The 24,641-nt window shown below is 34.8% G+C and carries 20 protein-coding genes and 2 CRISPR repeat arrays; of the genes, 8 read left to right on the top strand and 12 right to left on the bottom strand.

Annotated features, from left to right (window positions below):
- Positions 1-24 precede the first annotated feature (24 nt).
- From cas3 to MHH81_RS20605, 8 genes are all read left to right on the top strand, one after another.
- Positions 25-2,481 (top strand): CRISPR-associated helicase Cas3', encoded by a 2,457-nt coding sequence (gene cas3 / locus MHH81_RS20640; protein WP_340925491.1) that lies wholly within the window; start codon positions 25-27, stop codon positions 2,479-2,481.
- 255 nt (positions 2,482-2,736) lie between these two features.
- Entirely contained in the window at positions 2,737-3,453 is a 717-nt protein-coding gene (cas5c, locus tag MHH81_RS20635) for a type I-C CRISPR-associated protein Cas5c (protein ID WP_340925712.1), read from the top strand.
- Positions 3,454-5,373: a type I-C CRISPR-associated protein Cas8c/Csd1 gene (gene cas8c / locus MHH81_RS20630; protein ID WP_340925489.1), complete on the top strand. Its 1,920-nt coding sequence runs from the start codon at positions 3,454-3,456 to the stop codon at positions 5,371-5,373. It abuts the gene before it with no gap.
- A gap of 3 nt (positions 5,374-5,376) precedes the next feature.
- Complete coding sequence (gene cas7c / locus MHH81_RS20625; protein WP_340925487.1) at positions 5,377-6,225, top strand: type I-C CRISPR-associated protein Cas7/Csd2; 849 nt, start codon at positions 5,377-5,379, stop codon at positions 6,223-6,225.
- Complete coding sequence (gene cas4 / locus MHH81_RS20620) at positions 6,212-6,865, top strand: CRISPR-associated protein Cas4 (RefSeq protein ID WP_445678149.1); 654 nt, start codon at positions 6,212-6,214, stop codon at positions 6,863-6,865. The genes cas7c and cas4 overlap by 14 nt, the downstream gene beginning before the upstream one ends.
- Positions 6,865-7,896 carry a type I-C CRISPR-associated endonuclease Cas1c gene (cas1c, locus tag MHH81_RS20615; RefSeq protein ID WP_340925482.1) on the top strand — a complete coding sequence of 344 codons (1,032 nt, stop codon included), beginning with the start codon at positions 6,865-6,867 and terminating at the stop codon, positions 7,894-7,896. Before cas4 ends, cas1c begins: the two co-directional genes overlap by 1 nt.
- 9 nt (positions 7,897-7,905) lie before the next feature.
- A complete protein-coding gene (cas2, locus tag MHH81_RS20610; RefSeq protein WP_340925480.1) occupies positions 7,906-8,196 on the top strand; it encodes a CRISPR-associated endonuclease Cas2 in 291 nt (96 codons plus the stop codon).
- Positions 8,197-8,366: 170 nt separating this feature from the next.
- Positions 8,367-10,488: direct repeats of the CRISPR family, unit length 33 nt; unit sequence GTCGCTCCCTACATAGGGAGTGTGGATTGAAAT.
- Positions 10,489-10,586: 98 nt separating this feature from the next.
- Positions 10,587-12,827: a CRISPR direct-repeat array (repeat unit 33 nt; unit sequence GTCGCTCCCTACATAGGGAGTGTGGATTGAAAT).
- 38 nt (positions 12,828-12,865) lie between these two features.
- On the top strand, positions 12,866-13,015 hold the full coding sequence (locus tag MHH81_RS20605) for a hypothetical protein (protein ID WP_340925478.1): 150 nt from the start codon (positions 12,866-12,868) through the stop codon (positions 13,013-13,015).
- A 440-nt stretch (positions 13,016-13,455) separates the two neighbouring features.
- On the opposite strand, the gene xerS is transcribed toward MHH81_RS20605, so the two are convergent.
- The 12 genes from xerS to MHH81_RS20545 all read right to left on the bottom strand — a co-directional run bounded on the left by xerS (position 13,456) and on the right by MHH81_RS20545 (position 24,395).
- Positions 13,456-14,589 (bottom strand): tyrosine recombinase XerS, encoded by a 1,134-nt coding sequence (gene xerS, locus MHH81_RS20600; RefSeq protein ID WP_340925476.1) that lies wholly within the window; start codon positions 14,587-14,589, stop codon positions 13,456-13,458.
- Between the two features lie 330 nt (positions 14,590-14,919).
- On the bottom strand, positions 14,920-15,837 hold the full coding sequence (locus tag MHH81_RS20595; protein ID WP_340925474.1) for an S-4TM family putative pore-forming effector: 918 nt from the start codon (positions 15,835-15,837) through the stop codon (positions 14,920-14,922).
- Positions 15,791-16,789: a hypothetical protein gene (locus MHH81_RS20590; RefSeq protein WP_340925472.1), complete on the bottom strand. Its 999-nt coding sequence runs from the start codon at positions 16,787-16,789 to the stop codon at positions 15,791-15,793. Before MHH81_RS20590 ends, MHH81_RS20595 begins: the two co-directional genes overlap by 47 nt.
- 501 nt (positions 16,790-17,290) lie before the next feature.
- Positions 17,291-18,133 (bottom strand): endonuclease/exonuclease/phosphatase family protein, encoded by an 843-nt coding sequence (locus MHH81_RS20585; protein WP_340925470.1) that lies wholly within the window; start codon positions 18,131-18,133, stop codon positions 17,291-17,293.
- Between the two features lie 107 nt (positions 18,134-18,240).
- Complete coding sequence (locus MHH81_RS20580; protein WP_340925468.1) at positions 18,241-18,594, bottom strand: hypothetical protein; 354 nt, start codon at positions 18,592-18,594, stop codon at positions 18,241-18,243.
- A 125-nt stretch (positions 18,595-18,719) separates the two neighbouring features.
- Complete coding sequence (locus MHH81_RS20575) at positions 18,720-18,881, bottom strand: hypothetical protein (protein ID WP_340925466.1); 162 nt, start codon at positions 18,879-18,881, stop codon at positions 18,720-18,722.
- 227 nt (positions 18,882-19,108) lie between these two features.
- Positions 19,109-19,537 carry a hypothetical protein gene (locus MHH81_RS20570; RefSeq protein WP_340925464.1) on the bottom strand — a complete coding sequence of 143 codons (429 nt, stop codon included), beginning with the start codon at positions 19,535-19,537 and terminating at the stop codon, positions 19,109-19,111.
- Positions 19,538-19,660: 123 nt separating this feature from the next.
- Positions 19,661-20,335, bottom strand: a complete 675-nt coding sequence (locus MHH81_RS20565) for a response regulator transcription factor (protein WP_340925462.1) — start codon at positions 20,333-20,335, stop codon at positions 19,661-19,663.
- 89 nt (positions 20,336-20,424) lie between these two features.
- Positions 20,425-21,144 (bottom strand): thermonuclease family protein, encoded by a 720-nt coding sequence (locus MHH81_RS20560; protein WP_340925460.1) that lies wholly within the window; start codon positions 21,142-21,144, stop codon positions 20,425-20,427.
- Between the two features lie 193 nt (positions 21,145-21,337).
- Positions 21,338-22,681 (bottom strand): helix-turn-helix domain-containing protein, encoded by a 1,344-nt coding sequence (locus MHH81_RS20555; protein WP_340925458.1) that lies wholly within the window; start codon positions 22,679-22,681, stop codon positions 21,338-21,340.
- A 271-nt stretch (positions 22,682-22,952) separates the two neighbouring features.
- Entirely contained in the window at positions 22,953-23,294 is a 342-nt protein-coding gene (locus tag MHH81_RS20550; protein WP_340925456.1) for a hypothetical protein, read from the bottom strand.
- Positions 23,295-23,729: 435 nt separating this feature from the next.
- Positions 23,730-24,395 carry a hypothetical protein gene (locus MHH81_RS20545; protein WP_340925454.1) on the bottom strand — a complete coding sequence of 222 codons (666 nt, stop codon included), beginning with the start codon at positions 24,393-24,395 and terminating at the stop codon, positions 23,730-23,732.
- Positions 24,396-24,641 lie beyond the last annotated feature (246 nt).

Below are 24,641 nucleotides of genomic sequence, written 5' to 3'. Positions count from 1 at the left end.
CTAATATTAAAAGGATGTTAGCCAATGAAAAGTCAACAATATATCGCACACATAAGAGAAAGTGATGGTGCAGAGCAATCATTAGTGGATCATTTAAAAGAGGTACAAGTGATTGCAGAGAATATTGGAGAGAAGATTGGTATACCACATGTGACTGGGTTGGCTGGGATGCTCCATGATATGGGGAAATTTAGCGATGAATTTCAAAACTATTTAAGAGAAGCTTATGCAAATCAGTTAAATCCACCAAAAAGGGGGAGTGTTAATCATTCTACGGCTGGTGGGAAATTTTTGATGGAGAGATACCATAGTGCTTTTAATAAAATATCAAAAATTTATCCAGCATTGATTGAATGTATTTCAAACGTCATCTTTTCTCATCACGGACAATTACTAGACATGATTAATCCTGAGGGTAATTCCCCGTTCATAGATAGGATGACACCAACAAAACCTATCGAAATTAATAGTGTCGCAGAACGATTTTTTCATGAGGTATGCGATGAGACATACTTGTTAGAGTATATAAAGCAAGCTAATAATGAATTTATTCAATTTATCGATAGAACTTTACAGAAAGTTAGTTCAAAAACTGAAGGTAAGGCATTGTTGAGAAAGACATTGGCACTACTAACAAAATTTGTATTTAGTGCATTGATTGACGCGGATCGTCGGAATTCAAGAGAATTTGAGGAAGAGGTTAAAAAATCAGAGGAGATTCCAATAGAAATTAACGCGCTATTTGAACAATTTGAAATGGAATTGGAAGAACAATTAAGAGAAAAACAAGTGCGTGCTATTCCAAATGAAATTACGAGACTACGTCAACAAATGTCTGATCACTGTTTTACAAAAGCAGCATTGCCAACAGGAATTTATACATTATCTATCCCGACTGGTGGTGGGAAAACGTTGGCGAGTCTTCGTTTTGCCTTAAGACATGCACAGTTGCACAGTAAAAAAAGAATCATATATATTGTGCCATTTACAACTATTATTGAACAAAATGCAGAAGAAGTACGACAAATACTAAGAGCTGAGGACTATATATTAGAACATCATAGCAATGTCATATTGAATGAAGTTGAATATGATGATTTTGATAATGTCTCATTTGAAAAGTATCAACAAATAAAAAAGATGAAAATAGCGAAGGATGATTGGGATATTCCGATAATATTTACGACCATGGTTCAATTCTTAGATACTTTTTATAATGGAGCATCTCGTAATACAAGAAGGCTTCATAATTTGGCAAATACAATCATTATTTTTGATGAGGTGCAAACCGTTCCAATTCAATGTATTTCACTTTTCAATGAAGCGCTAAATTTTTTAAAAAAAGGATGTCAAACGACTATCCTTTTATGTACAGCAACACAACCGGCCCTTCAATACGTAAAAAGAAATATTCAAATAAATGGGGAACTTGTTGAGAATTTACCTGAAATAGTTAAAGCGTTTAAACGTACGGAGATAGTGCCATTATTGAAAAATGCTGGTTGGCATACAGAAGATTTAGCGAGATTTGTAGCGGATAAGTTGTATGAATGTGGAAATGTTCTTGTCATTTTGAATACAAAGAAAGTAGTAAAAGCATTATATGACAAGTTAGTAAACTGTAATGCAGAAATTTATCATTTGAGTACAGCTATGTGTCCTGCTCATAGGAAAGTCATCATTCAAGAGATACGTCAAAAATTAAAACAAGGCGAGCCAATTATTTGTATTAGTACTCAGTTGATTGAGGCTGGGGTTGATGTGAGCTTTAACAGTGTCATTCGTTCTTTGGCTGGATTGGATTCAATCGCACAAGCAGCGGGTCGGTGTAACCGGAATGGTGAAGTTTCGTTGCGTGAAGTATATGTAATTAATCATGCAGAGGAAAAACTGGAGAAACTTCCGACAATTAAGCAGGGTGGAGAATGTTCGAAATATATTGTCAGTGATATAGAAAAAGATCCAAATCTTTTCGAGGGGAATTTTTTATCGAATGCTTCTCTAGAACATTATTTTAAAATGTACTTTACAGCATTTGAAACAAGATTAGATTATCCGATTTATGATTTGAATACATCTATATATGACATATTATTAGGTGCTAATAGTCAATTTAAATCTGAGAATAATAACAGACAACCATTAGGAATGGTTGCAAGCTTTAAGACGGCAGCAAGCTATTTTGAGGTGATTGAGGCGAATACGTATCCAATTTTAGTTCCTTACGGTGGCGGGAAAGAATTAATCAATATACTTACAGGAAAAGAAATGATTTCCAACTTCAAACGTTTTTTTAGAAAAGCGCAACAATATAGTGTTAATGTATTTCGACATGAGTTTAATAAGCTAGATAGAAATAAATTAATACGAGAAGTGGATTTTGGTTTTTGTAAAATTTATGTAGCTAAGGAAAACGCATATAGCTTAGAAAATGGTCTAAATATAGATGGAGAGGCAAAACTGGAGGAATATCATTTTTAATAAGGTGCAGCTCTAACGAATACAAACTTTTGTATTCGTTAGAGCTGCATTTTTTAATAATATACTATATTTTTCAATCCGCGCTCATTAGGCGACAATTTAATATTAACAAAAAATATGATTTTTTAAAACTTTCATATAATATATTATTAAAATTAATAAGGTTGATATTCCCAAAACATTAAGATATATTATCTATATAATACTGGTAATATTTAACTAGAATAGAATTGGAGGTGTTTTTTTATGACAAAAATTAGAAATAAAATAGAATTTGAAGTATACGGAGATTATGCCTTATTTACAGATCCTTTGATGAAAATTGGCGGCGAAAAAATGACCACGCAAATCCCTTCGTATCAAGCGATAAAAGGAATCGTAGAATCAATCTATTGGAAACCAAGTATTATATGGGTTATTGATGAGATTCGTGTAATGAATGCTATTCGTATGGAGTCGAAAGGTGTCCGACCTATTAATATGAGCGGTGGCAATACATTAGCACATTATAGTTATTTGCGTGATGTAAAGTACCAGGTAAGAGCCCATTTTGAGTTCAATCAAAATCGTTTAGAGTTAAGCGAAGATTTTAATGAACATAAGCATCACAACATTGCGAAACGTTGTGTTAATGCAGGTGGGAGACGAGATGTCTTTCTAGGGACAAGAGAATGCCAAGCATATGTGGAACCATGTAATTATGGTGAGGGAGCCAGCTTCTATGATGAAATCGATGAAATGCATTTTGGCACAATGGTTCATGGGTTGAATTATCCAGATGAAACGGGGCGCAATATGCTTGAAACAAGATTGTGGCATCCTGTCATGAGAAATGGCTCTATTCATTTTATTCGTCCAGAGGAATGCGAGTTTGTCCGTCCGATTCATGAAATGTCAGCAAAATCTTTTGTGCTTGGTGAATCAATGCAAAGTGTTCATGAAGTCAGCAAAGAGCTAGAGGGAGGGGTGTAAGTGAGTTATTTAAGAGCACTATTTTCAACGTATGAAAATAATTTAACTGCAGTTGGAGAAGTGGCCACGAAAGAGACAAGAGATCATAAAATGATTGAATATATGTTACTTCCCATTTCTCATACCACACAAACTGCTCATGTTGAACTGACGGTTAATCTTGATGGTACCTTTAATAACGCAACAGTGATTAATAAGATTAGCACTATTTTACCTTTTACTGAAGGATCTGGGAGTCGGGCTGGCAAAAATTTTACTTCACCACATGTTTTGCACGACAAATTGATGTATGTAGCAGGAGATTATGTGGCGTATACTAACGACATAGAAAAAAGAGTAGGTTTTACGACTTATATACAACAACTACAAGAATGGTGTGAATCACCGTATTGTCATGAACATGTAAAGGCTATTTTTAATTATGTAAAAAAAGGTACTGTCATTCGAGATTTAGTTTCTAGAGAGATACTACAGCTTAATGATGATGGTTTATTAATCGCAAAGAAGAATGTAAAAGCTGAAGAAAAGGCAGAAATATTCACCGTGTTAACAGGAGAACAAGAAAGTACGTTTGTTCGATTTAATGTTCATATACCAGGTGAAATAACAAAACCTATCTGGCGTAATAAAGACATTTTTGATGCGTATATAAACTTCTATAATACGAAACTGAAAGAAAAAGATATTTGCTATGTTTCAGGGGAAAATGAGCCAATTATCGAACGTCATCCGAATAAATTACGTAATTCAGGAGATAAGGCTAAGCTTATTTCTGCTAATGATAGTACTGGATTTACATTTCGTGGTAGATTCAAAGAAAGCATTGAAGCTGCCAATATTAGCTATGATGTATCACAAAAAGCACATAACGCACTAAAGTGGTTAATTGAACGCCAAGGGAAAACAATTGATGGACGAGTTTTTCTTATTTGGGGGTCAAAAAATCCCGACGTTCCTTATGTTGCGGATGATTTATCTGATGATACATTTACGGATTTTAATAGTTTATTAATGGAATATGAAACGGACGACTCATCTTATGCGGATACGAAAGAGGTATTAGCAAGACAGTACAAAGAAATTATTGCTGGAATAAGAAAAAAGGTGCACATTACAGAAGTAGATGATGAAATAATCTATGTGTTAACGATTGATGCAGCAACACCTGGGCGAATAGCCGTTTTATATTATAGAGATTTTCAAGTGAATGATTATTTGGAAAAATTATTGAAGTGGCATACTTCCGCGAGCTGGCGTCAAGTGCATAAAAAAGGTGATAAGTGGATTGAATATTATGGTTCACCCTCTTTTTATACCATTGCTCATGCTGCTTATGGACCACACCCGAATGATAAAGTCATAAAAGGTGTAGTAGAACGTCTAATGCCTTGTGTATTAGATGGTCGAAGAGTACCGCTAGATATTATTAATAGTGCTATAGTACGTGCATCTAATCCGCAGTTTTACGAGCAAGCGTGGGAATGGGAGCGAGCGCTTATGGTAGCGTGTTCATTAGTAAAAAAACGATATGAGAAGGAGGAATACAGAGTGGCATTAGATAAGACAAATACTGATCGAGATTATTTATTTGGTCGCTTATTAGCTGTAGCAGATGTATTAGAGCGTTCAGCTTTAGGTAGAGAAGAAAATCGCTCAACGAATGCGCTTCGCTATATGAATGCATTTGCAAGACAACCTGAACGTACGTGGAAAACAATTCAAATGAATTTGCAACCCTATCAAATGAGATTACGAGAAAAAGGGATTTATTATTCGAAGTTAATAGATGAAATTGCTTCAACGATTCCAATTGAAAGTTACAGTAATAAACCGTTAAGTGGGAAGTATTTACTTGGATATTATAGTCAACGTCAAGATTTATATACGAAAAAAGAGAAAATAGAAGAAGGGGAGAAATAAAACATGGCCACTTTAGATCATAAAATTGATTTCGCAGTAATTTTTTCTGTACACAATGCTAATCCGAATGGAGATCCACTAAATGGGAATCGTCCTCGTCAAAACTATGATGGTTACGGTGAAGTATCAGATGTTTGTATTAAACGGAAAATCCGTAATCGCTTGCAAGATTTAGGTGAAACCATTTTTGTACAATCAGATGACCGAGCGAACGATGGTTTTAAAAGTTTAAATGATCGTGCGGAGTCGGTTCCTGAACTTAAAAAGATAAAAAACGATAAAAAAGGAAATGCAGATTCATTTGCATTACTAGCTAGTGAGAATTGGTACGATGTGCGGGCTTTTGGTCAAGTGTTCGCTTTTAAAGGAGATTCTTTGTCTGTTGGTGTTCGTGGACCTGTATCAATCCATCCTGCTATTAGTTTACAGCCAATCAACATCTCAAGCATTCAAATTACAAAAAGTGTGAACTCTGTGACGAGTGACAAAAAAGGCTCGGACACAATGGGTATGAAGCATCGTGTAGATTTTGGTGTGTATAAATTTGTCGGTAGTATCAATACCCAATTAGCAGAGAAAACCGGTTTTACAAATGAAGATGCAGAAAAATTAAAGGAAGCTTTCATTTCATTATTCGAAAATGATGCATCTTCTGCTCGTCCAGAAGGTTCTCTTGAAGTTCACAAAGTATATTGGTGGGAACATAATTCCAAGTTAGGTCAATATTCTTCTGCAAAAGTTCATCGTTCATTGCAAGTGAAAATGGCTGAAGATGCTAAGTCATTTGATGAAGTGACAATTCAATTAAATGAACTTGATGGGTTAGATGTTCATGAATTTGAAGGAAAATGATGAATCAGATTATTTAATGCTGTCAGGCATCCAGCATTTCCGATTTTGTCAACGTCAATGGGCACTTATTCATATTGAACAACAGTGGGAAGAAAATGTTCGTACTATTGAAGGGCAATATATTCATGAAAAAGCGGATCGACCATTTGTTCGTGAAAAACGAGGAAATAAATTAATTGTGCGAGCAATGCCTGTTCGCTCGCATGAATTAAAAACGTCTGGTATTTGTGATGTAGTGGAATTTATCAGTGATGAGAATGGTATTGAACTCCATGGAGAATTAGGAAGATATCAACCAATTCCTATTGAATATAAGCGTGGAAAACCAAAAAAAGGTCAAGAAGATATAGTGCAGCTTGTTGCGCAGGCTATGTGCTTAGAAGAAATGCTGCTTTGTGAAATAAATGTGGCCTATCTCTTTTATGACGAAATAAAACGAAGAGTGGAAATAGAAATTACAGAATCAATGCGTGATGAAGTGAGTAAGATATTCAAGCAAATGCATCACTATTATAAAAACCAGTTTACGCCAAAAGTGAAAATGGGTAAGCACTGTCAAAGTTGTTCTTTACTTAATCTGTGCCTGCCAGTATTAGAACAAACAATTTCTGTACGTCGCTATATGGAGAGGTATTTATAATGCGAAAATTACTTAATACATTGTTTATTACGACGCCAGATATTTATATATCTTTGAAAGGTGAAAACGTAGTTATCACAAAAGATGATACACAATTGGGGAGAATTCCACTTCATAATTTAGAGGCAATTTGTACATTTGGTTATGCTGGAGCAAGTCCTTCTTTAATGCATGCCTGCGCTACTCAAAATATATCTTTGACCTTTTTATCTCGGTCTGGTAGATTTTTGGCTCGTGTTATTGGGGAATCGAGAGGAAATGTTGTGTTAAGAAAAATACAATATCGTATTTCAGATAATGAAATTGAAAGTGCAAAAATTGCACGAAATTTTATTTTTGCTAAAGTGGCAAATCAGAAATGGATATTGGAGCGTATGACACGTGATTATCCAATGCGAATTGATGTCCCTATGATCAAAAAAACTTCGAGTAGTTTATCGGGTATTCTAAAAGATATTTTACAAACAGAGGATTTAGAACAACTAAGAGGGTTTGAAGGTCAAGCCGCCAATAGTTATTTTAAATGTTTTGATCAAATGATATTACAACAAAGAGAGTCATTCTTTTTTAAAACACGAAACCGTCGTCCACCTACAGACAATGTTAATGCATTATTATCTTTAGCTTATACATTACTTTCTTCAGATGTTGCTGCAGCTCTAGAAGCAGTTGGATTGGATGCATATGTCGGTTTCTTGCATAGAGATCGACCAGGACGGGCTTCTTTAGCGTTAGACGTTATGGAAGAATTACGTGGTGTAGTAGCTGATCGCTTTGTATTGAAAGTCATTAATAAGAAGATTTTGACTGCAAATGATTTTGTACAAAAGGAGAATGGGGCTGTTCTGTTAACAGATGAAGGGCGTAAAAAGTTTATTAAAGCATGGCAAGAGAGAAAGCAAGAGTCATTAACTCATCCTTTTCTAAAAGAAAAAATCAATTGGGGACTAGTACCTCATACACAATCAATGTTGTTAGCAAGATTTTTACGTGGTGATTTGGAAGAGTACCCCCCCTTTTTGTGGAAATGAGGTAGAGTAATGCTTGTACTTGTGACCTATGATGTTGTAACAAAAACCGCTGCAGGACGAAAAAGATTACGGAAAGTTGCTAAAACTTGTGAGAATTATGGAGTACGTGTGCAAAACTCAGTGTTCGAATGTATAGTAGACGCAACACAATTCAAACAACTTCAATTAGCTTTAGCTGAAATTATCAACCAACAAGAAGATAGTTTACGTTTTTATCAACTAGGTAAAAATTACAAAATGAAAGTAGAACATATCGGAGCCAAAGAAACGATTAATGTAGAAGATACATTAATTTTATAGTTAGTTATTGGTGCGAACATTAAGTGAGCATAAAAGTATAAGAGGATTCGCACCAAGAATTTATGAATTAAAGCTATTTTAAGATGTATTGTTTAGGTTATTAGAATTATATAAAAAATATTTTTTAGTGAAAATATTAACGAATAGATATTTTTTTGTTGATTTTCGCAGTCGCTCCCTACATAGGGAGTGTGGATTGAAATTGATTATGAAGCAATTGTATTATCAATGATATCAAGGTCGCTCCCTACATAGGGAGTGTGGATTGAAATCGTGATTTTGCAAAAACGGCTTATGAGGGTAAACAGTCGCTCCCTACATAGGGAGTGTGGATTGAAATCTTTTCCTAAAAATTTTATTGACATTTTACGAAGTCGCTCCCTACATAGGGAGTGTGGATTGAAATAGTATCGTGGTTAGATATTCCAGATAAGCCTAATGTCGCTCCCTACATAGGGAGTGTGGATTGAAATACATATATTTGCGCCTTCGCAATTACCCAATTCGAGTCGCTCCCTACATAGGGAGTGTGGATTGAAATAACAACTATGGCAAGTGCGGCACCAACGGCAGATGTCGCTCCCTACATAGGGAGTGTGGATTGAAATAATGTCGAACCTGAAGCACCAATTTTTAAAATTGTCGCTCCCTACATAGGGAGTGTGGATTGAAATAGTTACAATTGACGGGAAAAGTGTGCGTAAAGTGTCGCTCCCTACATAGGGAGTGTGGATTGAAATAGCATTAAATATTTACAGGTGTCAATTTGTTCACGTCGCTCCCTACATAGGGAGTGTGGATTGAAATTACATTCATTTCGTTTCCATTAAACTCATAGTCAGGGTCGCTCCCTACATAGGGAGTGTGGATTGAAATCTTACTTGTTTTGCGTAAATATCAGCATAGTTTACGTCGCTCCCTACATAGGGAGTGTGGATTGAAATAGTAGCAGGAGCAGGTTTAATCCTTTTCGGAGGTATCGTCGCTCCCTACATAGGGAGTGTGGATTGAAATCGATTATCAATAGCGGGCAGCGCTGGGGGCTAGTGTCGCTCCCTACATAGGGAGTGTGGATTGAAATAATTAACAGATGTATTAATGGGGGCTGTTGGTTAGTCGCTCCCTACATAGGGAGTGTGGATTGAAATTAGGTTTGTATGGCCATGCTCGCAATAGGGACAATGGTCGCTCCCTACATAGGGAGTGTGGATTGAAATAACTTGGTTTACGTTGGCAAGTTGAAACAAAACAGTCGCTCCCTACATAGGGAGTGTGGATTGAAATTTGGGTTAATCGCCCCATCAAAACACTCCTTTTTGTCGCTCCCTACATAGGGAGTGTGGATTGAAATTAGTTATGCGAATTCAGCAACCAAAGACCGCTTACGTCGCTCCCTACATAGGGAGTGTGGATTGAAATTAGTTGGTGTTAAGCAATGAAATTTGTTGATAAGGTCGCTCCCTACATAGGGAGTGTGGATTGAAATCAGGATCTTGTACCGCATCCCTAAGACTGGAACCGCGTCGCTCCCTACATAGGGAGTGTGGATTGAAATAATTATAATCGTATCGCTTGGATTTTTAGGTGGTGTCGCTCCCTACATAGGGAGTGTGGATTGAAATTGGTAATAAACCATCCCAATGTTCTGGTTCTGGGTCGCTCCCTACATAGGGAGTGTGGATTGAAATTGGTTCTGGTGCTTTTGGTAATTTACCTGGGTTGCGTCGCTCCCTACATAGGGAGTGTGGATTGAAATATTTATGTAACCCCCTCATTAGTTTAAGAGTACGTCGCTCCCTACATAGGGAGTGTGGATTGAAATCTTATCAGCACATGTTTTACAGCAGCCACCAAAAGTCGCTCCCTACATAGGGAGTGTGGATTGAAATTCTTAAAACAGGAGAATCATATTTTTCACCGAGGTCGCTCCCTACATAGGGAGTGTGGATTGAAATACACAGGTACTACACCACCTGTTGGAGGTGGTTAAGTCGCTCCCTACATAGGGAGTGTGGATTGAAATTTCCAATGTCTTCTCTTTAACACTGGATCTGTGGTCGCTCCCTACATAGGGAGTGTGGATTGAAATTTTTTGTAGATCATCCATGTGATTAATTAGTTTTGGTCGCTCCCTACATAGGGAGTGTGGATTGAAATGCCCTATTTCGACATCTATCACAATATACTATGAGTCGCTCCCTACATAGGGAGTGTGGATTGAAATAAGAAGTATCGTGAGAAAGACCAAAAGACTTCATCGTCGCTCCCTACATAGGGAGTGTGGATTGAAATTTCATAGTTGGCAGCATCCACTTTTACAATGGCGTCGCTCCCTACATAGGAGTGTGGATTGAAATCTGTTTCCATGCGATCACCTCTCTTAAACAAAGCGTCGCTCCCTACATAGGGAGTGTGGATTGAAATTTGTTTCGAATAACATTTCAATGGTACGAACAGCGTCGCTCCCTACATAGGGAGTGTGGATTGAAATGTGTATTGGCACGTTGGATTAAATTAATAAGGAGGTCGCTCCCTACATAGGGAGTGTGGATTGAAATAACAAAGGGTTTTAATAATTGCCCTGCGTATTCGTCGCTCCCTACATAGGGAGTGTGGATTGAAATCGCAAAGTTAATGCATTGGATGATTTGAATAGCGTCGCTCCCTACATAGGGAGTGTGGATTGAAATTCACCCATTGTGAGAACCTGCCACCCGGCGAGGGGGTCGCTCCCTACATAGGGAGTGTGGATTGAAATAAATGTGTACGCTGCTGAATCTATAAATCGATGTCGCTCCCTACATAGGGAGTGTGGATTGAAATCGATGGCTCTGTATCGCCTGGTAAAAGTGTTACGTCGCTCCCTACATAGGGAGTGTGGATTGAAATCAGCAAGAGGGGAAATAATATGACGAAGATTAAAGTCGCTCCCTACATAGGGAGTGTGGATTGAAATGGTAGCTGGGTGTACGTGCCCACAGTTGCCGCATGTCGCTCCCTACATAGGGAGTGTGGATTGAAATATTGAATGGCTTGAATCTACAAGAACAACAAACGGTCGCTCCCTACATAGGGAGTGTGGATTGAAATAAATCAACTTTTTCAAGATGTTTACCAGGAGTGGTAGTCGCTCCCTACATAGGGAGTGTGGATTGAAATTGCATCTCATTCAGCTCTACCTCTAGTAGTCGAGCAGTCGCTCCCTACATAGGGAGTGTGGATTGAAATTTTAGTGTACTAAAGTAAATAGACCAAAAAAGACGTCGCTCCCTACATAGGGAGTGTGGATTGAAATCCACCATTACTTTTATGTGTTGTGAAAGCTTGATGTCGCTCCCTACATAGGGAGTGTGGATTGAAGTTAAAAAATGATAAGGAGGAAAAAAAAGTGGCTATTGTCGCTCCCTACATAGGGAGTGTGGATTGAAATACAAAGAAGGAATACGAATTCGAAAGACCAAAAGTCGCTCCCTACATAGGGAGTGTGGATTGAAATATATACCGTATGAAGCAGTCGAACCCAACTTCGCGTCGCTCCCTACATAGGGAGTGTGGATTGAAATCGAAACAAACAACAGTGAACAACATTTATATAGGTCGCTCCCTACATAGGGAGTGTGGATTGAAATTAGTTGGACTTGCTTCTCTTGCGCTTTAAGGTTTGTCGCTCCCTACATAGGGAGTGTGGATTGAAATAACATCGGTCTTACTACAAAAATCCAAAGAGCAAGTCGCTCCCTACATAGGGAGTGTGGATTGAAATAATTGTATCTAAGTAGTAGTCTGGTGAAGCAACCGTCGCTCCCTACATAGGGAGTGTGGATTGAAATGATCTATGTTAGAAAGAGGAATTGGGAACGCAGTCGCTCCCTACATAGGGAGTGTGGATTGAAATAGAAGTTGGAGGAGAAAATGGAATCACTGGAAACAACGTCGCTCCCTACATAGGGAGTGTGGATTGAAATAAAGAAAGCCCTGTGCCGTTCTATACCACAGCTGTCGCTCCCTACATAGGGAGTGTGGATTGAAATTTGTGTACTAGATGCCGTGGAGGAAAACATATTGTCGCTCCCTACATAGGGAGTGTGGATTGAAATTTTAGATGAAATAAATTCATCATTAAGTGATATGTCGCTCCCTACATAGGGAGTGTGGATTGAAATTGAAAAATATGAGAGCGATATTATTTTTGTTCAGTCGCTCCCTACATAGGGAGTGTGGATTGAAATATTGAGATGGAGAATGAAATCTCTTTTCCATCAGTCGCTCCCTACATAGGGAGTGTGGATTGAAATTGCAATCGTTCCTCTGTTTATGTTGATTTTGTTCGGTCGCTCCCTACATAGGGAGTGTGGATTGAAATAATGCAGTAATTGTATGGGATACTGTGAATTTAGTCGCTCCCTACATAGGGAGTGTGGATTGAAATATGATTTACAATGTCTTTTAATTTTTCCAAGGTGGTCGCTCCCTACATAGGGAGTGTGGATTGAAATTTTAGTAATCGCCATTTAACCGTCCCTTCATATGTCGCTCCCTACATAGGGAGTGTGGATTGAAATTGCTATTGGTTATGAATATGAAGAGGAAGTTAAAGAGTCGCTCCCTACATAGGGAGTGTGGATTGAAATAATTATGGCCAAACACGTATTCTGTGGATGATGTTCAGGTGAAATATATCTTAAACAATAAAGACGCTACTGAATCCGAACAAGAAGAGGTAAAATCAATTTTCTTTGGGATAGTTAAAAAGAATAATTTAGATTCTAATGCATTTAACCTTAAAGTGGCTGATAGTGATGATGGACCAGATTGGTAATTAGGTTCTTATTTCACTAACGGGTGCGTGGGACAATGATCCCGTGAACTAAACTGTCCACCCCCTACTTGTAGAAACATGTTTGAGGCTGGTTGGGACGTAGATCTCGTATAACAAGCACAAAAAATCTCATGAATTATACTAATAGGAGCTCCTTAATCTTAGACTTGGATTTAGATTTTTTTGCGGTAAAGACCGAAATCGAATATGGGCATATTTGTTATTTATAAAAGAGATTGAGTAGATCCGAAGAAACTTAAGAACGCTAAAAGAAATATACGTATGGGATACAATTACTGTTGCACTTTCCCCAGAGGATTGTCATATAGGCGGACCAGATAATGCAGAGGTTGTCTTAAAGATATTCCTGGAAGAATTTGAGGTTGAACTCTCGCAAGCTGAGGATTGGTCAGTATTAGAAGAAACCGAGTGATATTTGATCACTCAGTTTCTTTGTGGATATCACTTTGGGAGCGACGACTTTCATCCATACGATCTAATATCACTTGATTCTCTTTACTTGATAAATTTGTATAAAGAGTTGTAGTCTCTATGTTTCTATGTCCCATTTGACCTTTTAATAATATTAATTCTCCGCCTTTACGAATATAATCTGCAGCAAAACTATGACGTAACTTATGTGGGCTAATTCCTTTATCTGAAGAAAAAGCACCAGTGTATTTATGTACTAATTTTTGTACAGCTCGGCTAGATAAAGGTCGAATCCCTTTATAGTCCGTTATAAAGCAGAACGGGGAGTCCACTGCACCAGGGTATCGCTCTTTACGAATATCCAGGTATCTTTTTAAATCCTGCATCGCGGAATCTAATACACCTACTGTATCTTCGCCATTTCCTTTTCTAGTGATTCCAATCTTATTTTTTGTTAGATTAATTTTTTTTAATTCCAATTGAGTTGCTTCTTTAACACGAATCCCGGAACCTAACATTAGGGAGAGTATGGCTTTATCGCGTTCCTTATCACGAAGGAATCGTTGGCGAGAAAGTTTATTCGATAATGTATGTTCATATCCATTTTCAACAAAAAATAAAAAGTCATCGATTTCTTCTTCATTTAAAATAACAGAACTTATTTTTTCTGCTCGACGATTTGCCGTTTCTTTTTTTGTTAGTAATACAATTTTACTCATGACATTACGGTAGAAGTAGCATTCGCCATCGGTAGTTTCCGTTTCCTTTGTTAAATAATTAAACAAAGATTTAAGAGATTGAACTGATAGAAAGACGACTTGATCACCACGATGTTTTTTTGCATTTTTTTCAGCTGGGATTTCTTCTTCTCTTAAATATTCAATATACAATTCAACTTCTGTCTTTTTTAAATTTTCCAAAGAGGAGAGAGGAATTTTATCTATGCTCTCAACGTCCACTATCGCTTCTCTAAGCAGCCAATTTAAAAAATGGATGTATCTGTATAGATATTGCAAAAGCGTGTTAGGGGATAACCCTGAGCGTTTTTTAGCGCGTATATATTCTTGGATGTAAAATGGCATTGTAGATAAATGCTTTTCTATAAGTTTATTCACGTTTTGTGCTTCAGGTGTAAGGAGCATAGGGGTGTCATCTCGATTCTTATAAAATAATTTAACAATTGCGATAATAATTAGTGTACTGTTCGCAAAATAAAATATTAACGAACATTAGTTCTTAAATTTATTGTAACAGAAGTGTGGGGGGATGAAAACACCCATTTAGCTTAACCTAGAAGGTACAGAGTTTTGTCGCTATAAAGCATAATTGAGGAATTAGAGAGTAAGGAACTAGGCTCTTGAAATGCGGCTACGCGTGATTGTTTGGAATGTCACTGACATGAGCATTGCAGATACGGCTGGTAAACGTAACTGCCACAAAAAACCTCCGGTTAAGAACCGGAGGTTTTTTGTTTATCGTATATCGCTCTGAGCTTCATTTGTCTCTTTTGCTATTTTGTCAAACAGATTTCTCTTTAACCAGTAAATTTTGTCAGGGACCATGTTTACGTCACAACGTTTTAAAAACACAATATCCTGGTAACCCCTGCTGGTATTTACTATGCCATCACCAGTTCTTGAATAATTTTCAACATCGGCTGTCACTTTCGGTAAAACTTTTTCTAATGATTCATGCCGCTGCTTATGCCCATTAGCTGTCTCAATTAAGTGCAGGATCAAAGGAAAAGATGGAACTAAAAAGGAAATTATCAAAGTTTGGGTAGGTAAATTCATTAGGAAGCAAGTTCCTAACAAAATTAAAATATACAGAATAAGGATCCAGTATAATACATTTTTATAAAACTTCCTTTGTTCTATATCCCAAATAATGTTTGTTTTTTGAGCCAATAAAACATTAAAAAAATGATTGGGACTTTTTAATCCAGGATACCAATTTTTAAGATTTTCCTCTTTTTCCTGTGACTTTTCATTCAACCTCATTATCCGCTCAATTGGAATCTTCTCACCTACTAAAAGGTTATTCCAAGAAATTTGAAATAAATCCACATCAAATTTTTCCTGAATTTTTGCCGCGTCTTTTACCATGCTTTTTTCAATTTCTATAAAGAAAATCCTGTTAAGAACCAGCCAAACTCCAGCTATGAATGCTAATTCTTCCTTAAAGTTAGAGAAATATTTTAAACTTAAAACACTAACAATAGGAAGCAATACTGTTATAAAGACTCTAAAAGAACGTAAGATCTTCGCTCTTCCATACAGAATACGCATGGCAGCCAAAAGACGCAATGATTCAGGTTCATTCTGTTTTCCATTAATGTAAATTTCATCCATATTCAGGGAAATCACTTCCAAAAACTTTTTTCCATTCATCGTGGGCTGCTTTATGGTTATCTTTAGCCACGAAATCAATAGCATTTTGTACACATAAATAAGCTTTTGCGGCTGCTTCAGAGAATTTCTGTTTGGTTTCAAAAGGAAGTGTATTTAAATCCCCTTGTATTCCTTTGGGATCATAACAGCTAGAATAAATACTGTTGCTTAAATTATAGAAAACATCGCTTAAAGCCAACTGGTCAGTAGGAGATACCTCGTTAGTATCAAAGTAATTTAAAACTAAATTCTCTAACAGGTAAGAGCCAATGCCCGGCACAACCGGTCTTTTTTGCCAATACTTAATAAGCCTTATAATCCTTAATACTTTCCCGTTCCGCTTTTGATTTATTTCAGTTGCTCTTTTAGCATCTACCCGCGGATCAGTTTTTTTCCATTTACCATAACCATCGGGGATTAGATAGTATGTCCTTTGAAAGCTATCAGGAGCCGTTAAAAAAGCCGGAACTATATCAAAATTCCAATCATAGCTAGTTAGTTTAAGTGTTGTAGCTTCTTGATTACGTTTAATATCTGCCGCTGAATACTGCGGGACATTCTGTAAAGAGCTTTTTAACTTATTTAAAAGCTTAACCGAGTTTAAGGTATAGTTGTCATTCGTCAAACGCCTTAAATTAGTTGCTGTCTCAGGAACGGAAATAGTAATTTCGTTATTAGAATTTGTGTTATAAGTACTTCCGTTTGCTGAAAAGACTATAATAAAATCAATGTCATCCAACGGGCGAATTTTTGTTCGTCTTGCAAACGATCCCATTTGGACATTGTTTTCTTTACTATAAATTTCAGGAAAGTACTCATCTCTGTTTTCAAAATTTTCAATTTTTTCAACAAGCCAATTTCGGCTGCTTCTTGCTGTTCCGAGTCTAGTCGGATCTAAATCAACACAGTTCTTGGAAAAATCGCTAATGGATGTAAATATATTTTTCGCCACCGAGTTATCTCCTATCTTTTAAACAAATTATAACAATATTCTTCCTTACATGCTAACTTTTACTACCAATCTACCTTCCCAAAAAACTATAGTCATAACCAGTCGGATTCTAAGGTTTTTTATCTTCCGAGAAGTAAGATTCTACTTCCCGAAAACTGGTGTAAAACGATGTAATTACATCGTTTAGCAGAGTATCAACAACAAAAAGAGAACAACTCAAATTCATTCAAAAAATTAAATAACTTTATTATTTTTAAACAACTTTATTATCACGCAACATTTTACTTATTATAACCAATACTATTAGATTATCATTATATGTTCGTTAAATTAGTATTTTGCGAACTTGTATTTTCAAACTCTTCTATCGCCTTTAGTTAATTTTTATGTGTGGAAATAATAATGTTGTTTTGTACAACGACATAAAAGTATGTACAGCTCGGACAAAAATGTATGTACAATCGCATATATGAACATGCATTTATGTCCTTTTACAAATTTTTAATCGTTTCTCTTGATAGTGACACCAATGTTTACGTGGTCTGAATTTGAAAAACCCATGCCACCTTCATCATATAAGTATTCTACTTCTACGTTTTCATCAAAGAAGGTCTTAGATAGAAGCACATAATCAATTCTAGTACCCCATTTAAATGTCCTGCTCATATTTTTATCCAATTCAGCAAGATCTTCTAAATTCGATATACTTTTCAAATTCTCAAATGCAGTCTGACAAGCATTCTTTTCCGTTGAAACATTCATATCCCCAATAATTATTACTTTACGGTCTATTCCACTTATTTGTAAATGGCTTTGTAGATAGTTCCAATAGTTCATGCCCTTTGGATATTGTTTAATGTGAACCCCTATTATCGAAATATCTTCACCCCAAAGGACGCCTTTTATTTCTAACCATCTATAAGGTGTATCCATTGTTAATTCTTTCCCTTCAGAATGGGCAACTTTAACATCCTCAATCTTAACATCTTGTAATATATTATTACCTTTACGAATCAGCACTATTGTAATCATCCAGAGTCTTTCCTTGGGCTCTATAATAGTGTCAATTTTAGGTGGAACTACATATCCAACTTTAATTTTCTGACCGACATCAATAGGGAAGGAGGATTTATTTTTTCTATACGTTTTTTTTCCAGTAGGTAAAATATAGCTATAATCTTTTGATAAACTTTCCAATAGATTAAGACCGTCCTGATTATTTGGAAACTCAGATAAAACAAAAATATCTGCTAAAGAGTTCTGTATTATCGTCTGTATTGCGAGCCTTTTCACTTTTGTCTTTAGCGATTCAATGTTCCATGCCATCACTTTAATTTCCTTCATGTAATTCCCTCCAGTAAATACTGCATTTCGACAGTCCTCTTTTCTGGTTAGCAAACCAATCGTATTGTTAAATGAACAATTTAATTTCTCAATGTTTAATATATGTATTAAAATTCACTTTCAAATAGCATTAAAAAGCGTCTATTATTATCTTTACTATTCCAAAAATAAATGCAAACACATAGTCTTCTTAGAATGGCAATCACAGAAACACCGCCAACATAAAACCACAAACTGGTATTGTTTTGATTTTTAAATAGGCCTTTTCCATCTCTTCTAAAAGTCCCAGCTTTTGCACTTTGTATAATTCTGAGTATAGAAATAATTAAAAGTACAAGTCCGATAATTAGCATAATAAGTGCTATAGTTGACATTATTTCAGGCGCATTATGATCGATGCATAAAAAGAAATATAATACATATAAGTCAATCGACATTTTAAATCCTACGATTGGTAACATCCATGCCTGCAATTTTTGAAATTTGAGTAAAATATTATTCTTTACAAATAAAATAACGAGTATTAATTGAACAATAAATGCAATTAGAAGAGCCATATTGAACTTATATAAAACAGGTGCATATACTAGTTCCTTAGTATTACTGCATATGTTGAAACAGCTATTGTTAAGAAACTATATATGGTTGCACCAATCAAAAACATATTTATTTTAGATGGTGTCGTGCCACGGAGTGCTACTTCTTTTACAAAATAAAAATCTTCTTTTTTTAATTCATTTAATGCCATGAATTAAAATACCTCCAATTTTTTCTTTTTTCTAATTGATTTATCATCAAGATATCTCCCTCTCTTAATATGTAATTTTCGAATTCATTTGGTTTTTAGTGGATTTGCAATATAGTAAGCTAATGAAACTATTCCTGATAGTATAAGATTGGCTAATATAACTTGTACTGTCATAGTCATTCAAACTATCCCCCCCTACTGTATTGTCATAGTTGTCTTTATTGTTGCTATTTTTGAATGAATTCAATGAATGACGAATAATTCATAATAATTGTCCCAGTTGCAAATAAGGAAATAGCAAAGGTTAAATCTCTAATTCGTTTTAGTACGAGTTTGTAATATCGAAGGGCTGCTATCTTTTGTTCACTGGTCCGATCAATTGGTTTAGTTTTGCTCCAATTGGTCGGTTTGTTAATTACTATTTCATGACCATTTAATAAATGGTGCTCTATTTCTTCTAATTTAGCTGTTCTATCGATGATTCCAATAAACCTAAAGAGAAACCAATAAGAAGTACTAAACATGCTTGTAAGTATTCCAAACATCCAAATAGAATGTCCTGTGTTATCGAAAAAATAATAGGTCCCTGCTCCAAATAATATTACCCCTATTATTAATAGAAACCTGGTTGTGCTAAATATATACTTAGGAAACAATGAAAATCCCCCGATCGATTCGAATACTAAAATAATGAGTGAAATGTATTGTTATTCTTTGCAACCTCTTTTGCGATTTTACTTCCTCTATAAGTGTGACACTTGAAGCTGAGAAAAACAGCATCAACGAAGTTCTACCCAACTATTTTTAATCCCCTTTAAAACCGCTTGTGTACGATCATTTACCGCTAGTTTTAGCAATACATTTGAAACATGATTTTTTACTGTCTTTTCTGAAATAAACAAGTCAGTACTAATATCACGATTACTTTTGCCATCGGTTAATAACTGCAAAATTTGACATTCTCTTTTTGATAATATTTTTCTAGGGGGATGAAGATTTGTTTGGATAAATTTATTTGTAATCACATTATCATTCATTTTTCGGTACTCTTTAATAAGTTTCTTAGTAGCTGTTGGACCAAAATAAGCGTAACCTTCAATCACTTTCTGAATAGCATATATAATCTTATCGGGTTCCATATTTTTTAATAAATAGCCACTTACTCCAGCATTAATGCAATCCAACACATATGCATCGTTTTCTGAATAAGTTAAAGCAATGACTTTGGTATCTGGATATATTGAGGAAAAAGTTTTAACTATAGAAGTAAATTCAGAAAAATGTTGATCTATATCGACTAACAAAATATCAGGTCTGTATTTCTTGTTTAGTGGAAAGAGATCTGATACTTTGTTTCCCTCTCCAACTACTTCTATTGTGCCATTTCTAGTTAATAAAGCTTTTAAACCTTCACGGAAAATTTGATGTTTATCGATTATGACTATTTGTGTCATGAATAATTCCTCCTGTAATTTCATCTTTTATTGCAAAAAGTTCTATTCTATTGAATATATTTTTTTACCAGTGGCTAGTGGGATAACTCTTATTTTTCAATTTCAGAATTCAAATCATTTATGATTCGTTGACTTTCCTTACCTAATTCTTGGCTGACTGATGTTATAAATTCCTTACTCATTCCACTCGTTTTAATTGCTAGTTGATTAAAGCCAGTTTCTAAGTCTGCGTATTCGGGAATAGACCAAATTCCTTTGCCGTTTAGAGCTGCATGATCTTCTAATGAGCGTAAATCAGAAATGTGTAAAAAAGAAGAATTAGGATTGTTTAAAAGCATAGAAAAGCCATTCTCAAGTAATAAATCTTGTACTCTTTTACCATTTACATATGCAAATGCAGAAAGGGAATCTGATTCTATTGCAAGATTGTCTAAATCTAACTCTAATTCAACTTCTTTTCCTTCTAATATATTTTTCACAAAGACATAAGCTTCTTCACCAAATGGTTGGCCATCCACCCGGTCTGGTGCCTGAGTGAGTGCTAACCGAACTAATATAATTTGGTTTGGAGAAAGTCCTAATCCTCGCAATAGTGCATTTTCACCTACTTGTACTTTAAATTGATTTCCATCTAATACTTCAACTACTACACCGTCAATGACAGCTTTTGATTCTGGAACTTGTAGAGCATTCACCTCTTTATTTACTTCTATTGATGGGGCATTGGTGTAATCTGGTGCAGTAAAGGATTCACTACAACTTGATAAGAGTAATGTGCTGAGTGTAATAGCGGTCAACTTTTTATACATGGCATAAATTACCTCTCTTCATCATTTTATTATGCTTTACGGGTTAAAACAAAAAAGCACACATCCCTCAATAGAGAGATGCGTGCTTCGCATTCGAATAGTTACATTATTTGCATTTAGTATACCATGTTTTGGTATCACTTTCTACACTTAGAAAAGTGAATATTAGCATTACATTATAAATTTAGCTATTCTATAATTCGACTACTTCTGGGAAAAAGTTTTCAAATTGAATTAAATCAAGAAAGTCGATAGATGAATAATTTCGCCAATGTTCGATAGCTTTAAAAGAAAATGTATTTGTCTCGTTATTAAGTAAAGCCATTTCGTATAAAATCATAAAATAATGGTTATTGAAAATTTCTTTTTTCTCCATTATTTGTTTAGCTAACATTAACTTATCTTCATATTTTTTAGGATCTTTTGTTAATGATTTAGTGTTGATTGCATCTAATAACAAGGTAACGTGATGGGTTTCATGATAATTATATTTGTTTTCAAATTCATAAAGAATTGATAGATATTGTGTTGATTGTTTATTTTTGTAATGAATATTTGTTGCAATGTGAAATTGTAATTTTAGCACCATTAATTTAATCTCTTTTTCGTTTATAAACTTTGTGTTTAATAATTCATTTTCCATATAAGATTTACTACCATCAATACGATCTAGATAGTGTGAATGTGAAAAACTAGCAAAATATAAAGAAGCAATGGATACTTTAATTAATAATTCTAAGTCATTTTTATCTAATAATTCCAAGCGGATTACATCTAATAGTTGCATACCTGCTTCATAATCATTAGTAAGTAATTTTAGTAAAGCTTTTACGTAAATAAGTCGGGTATTCTTTTGTTTAATAAGTGATAAGTAAATAGATGATTTATTATATTCATGTTGGTACATGTACAAAACGCATAGATTGTAATTAATCCTCCATGGTATATCTAAATTATATGATTGTAACTCATTAGCAGCCGCTTTAAATTTTTCTATTGCCATATGAAAACTATTTCTTTTTACATATAATTCTCCTAGTAAATGATAAGTTTTACTTCGAATCAAGATATCACTCTGATTCTGTGCAGGGAAATCAAGTATTTCTTCCAGTGAGGATGACATACTTAACTCATTACCTAATGATTTGTATGCCAATGCTTCAGTATATTTGATTTGTTTTCTTAGAGATGAGCTATTGTTTAAAAGCACCTTATATTTTTGTCTAATATCATGAATTTTATCGAGAGCATCCGCTCCACGATCATATGCTAGCATATGTTTTATGATTTCTAACATATCCCAAAAGCGTACTTCTTCCTCTGTTTTTTTGGGGAAAAATTCATTTATAGAAACGTTTAATTTATTCGCTAAAAGAATGAGAGTCTCTTCTCTAATATTGGATAAACCGTTCTCAATATTTGACATTGTTCCCACAGAACAAATACCTTTAGATAACTCTTCTAAGGTCATTTTCTTATCTTTGCGTATTTTGCGTATCCTTATACCAACTTTAAGCCTGTCTGTTGTTTTTTCCAAAATGTCATCTCCTTCTATATTTAATAAGTATCATCCGATATTTATAATAAATTGGTATACTAATAAATGAAATTTTACTATTTTTGACTATATGTAATAATAGGACAAATTGTATACTTTAGTAAACCCATTATAATACACGAAGTAATAAGAATATCAATAAAAAAAGAGAAGAACCTATTCTTTAACTTGCAGATTAGATTCTTCTCTTGTCTTTAGTTGTATATTAATTTTCTTTCGTTTCATACTGCCTCAACAGTGATATTCACAATTAGTGTAATGACTGTTGAGAATATCGTGAACCACCAAGTTCAATGTGTGCAAATAGTTTTGTCACATCTTCATTTGTTAATCCTACTTGCGAACGGCCTTCTTCTTTTGCAAATACATGGAGGCTGTTACCTATTTCGTTATAATCATTATCTACTTGTTTTTGTGCCATACGTTTTAATGGTATAGAACTAGAAATGAGTGATTCATTCACTAAAATTAACTTTGCTAAATTTATAGCAGCTTCTTCAGGAGTCATTTGAATCCATTTAGTATCTGCTAAGTATTCATGATAATTTAGATCATCTACAATTTTTTTAGCTCTAGGATATTTTTCTAACATTCGAAATCTCTCCTTAATTTTTAAGTATTTTAATGCCATCTGAAAGGGGGGCTATTATTTGTATATTTTTCTGTGTGCTTTCCTACTTACTATGTTGGTTCTTTTATCTTAACTGAACCATGTGGGTTGAGCAAAAAATCGAGGGTAATATATCAGTTTTAGATTTATTTGAAAATACAAGTTCAGGATTCCCTACCAGAAGGACATTAGTTAGTTGTGTGAACTGAAAATTAAGTCATACAAAAATAATAAAGTCGTACAAAATGTAACGAAACCACTTTGTATAAAGGACCTTATTGATTGGTATCACAAAAGTTATATATATTAATACAATTTTATTTTTGATTTCAACCATAGCAGTTGAACAGCACAAAAAGGAACAACTTTATTTTTAAAGAACAAGAATTGTATTATCTTATATTGGCTAGTATAGAATTAATGTTTATTTTTGAGATGTTTATTGGTTTGCTTTTTTAAATTTCTCAATAAGTGAAGCTGTTCTGCTGTTGTTAAATTACCTTCAGAGAAAATTTCAACAATCTCGTTTTCGACAACTTGTGATAATTTTTTTCGTTGTTTAATTTTCTTAGCACTTCTAATTTCGGTAAAAGTATTATCAATGAAAGTCAGTGCAAGTGCTGGCAACATATACTCGTACAGTTGGAAAATTGCTTCCCAATTATTAAGTGCATCGAAGAATAGATAATTTTCTTCAATCGTTATTTTATAAATATAACCTACGAATAAAAGAACAACCCAAATAACAACGGCGGTGAAAATTCCTCCTGTACTTGCTATTCTGTATGCTTTAACACTCAAAGTGTCTTTATAGTTAATCAATCGAATAAGTAACGCTGCACCGATTGTTGGTACGATAATTACAAGCATTTTGGCAATAACATAAAATCCATAAATAATATATTGCCCTATTACATATGTTCCCGAAAATCCATTTTTGACAACTTCCCATAGTGTCACTTCTTTTTCAAAGAAAAGCTGCCCGATAGTAGTGATAAATAATATAAAGATTAATAATCTAAAAAGTATATTTAACTTAGTCCACCCTTCTGCTGTTCGTAGTTTTTCATAAATTTTCTTCACATAATTTCCTCCTTAATAATAGTTTTAAAGCATTCTATACGATTTTTAGTAGAATTATAAGAGTAAATGTCAAAAAAAAAAAACGAGCAGTAAACGCTACTCGAAAACTTTATTTAATCTATCCAGTCAAATTGTTATGATATAAATAAATATGATGATCCTCATGTTTAACATCAAACTGGACTATGTATTGAAGTTTTTTATAATTCAAAACTTGTATTAGGAACCATTATTGCTGCTAGATAT

The organism is Psychrobacillus sp. FSL H8-0484 (assembly GCF_038005325.1).
Lineage (GTDB): Bacteria > Bacillota > Bacilli > Bacillales_A > Planococcaceae > Psychrobacillus.
This window is presented reverse-complemented; position numbering and strand designations above follow the sequence as displayed.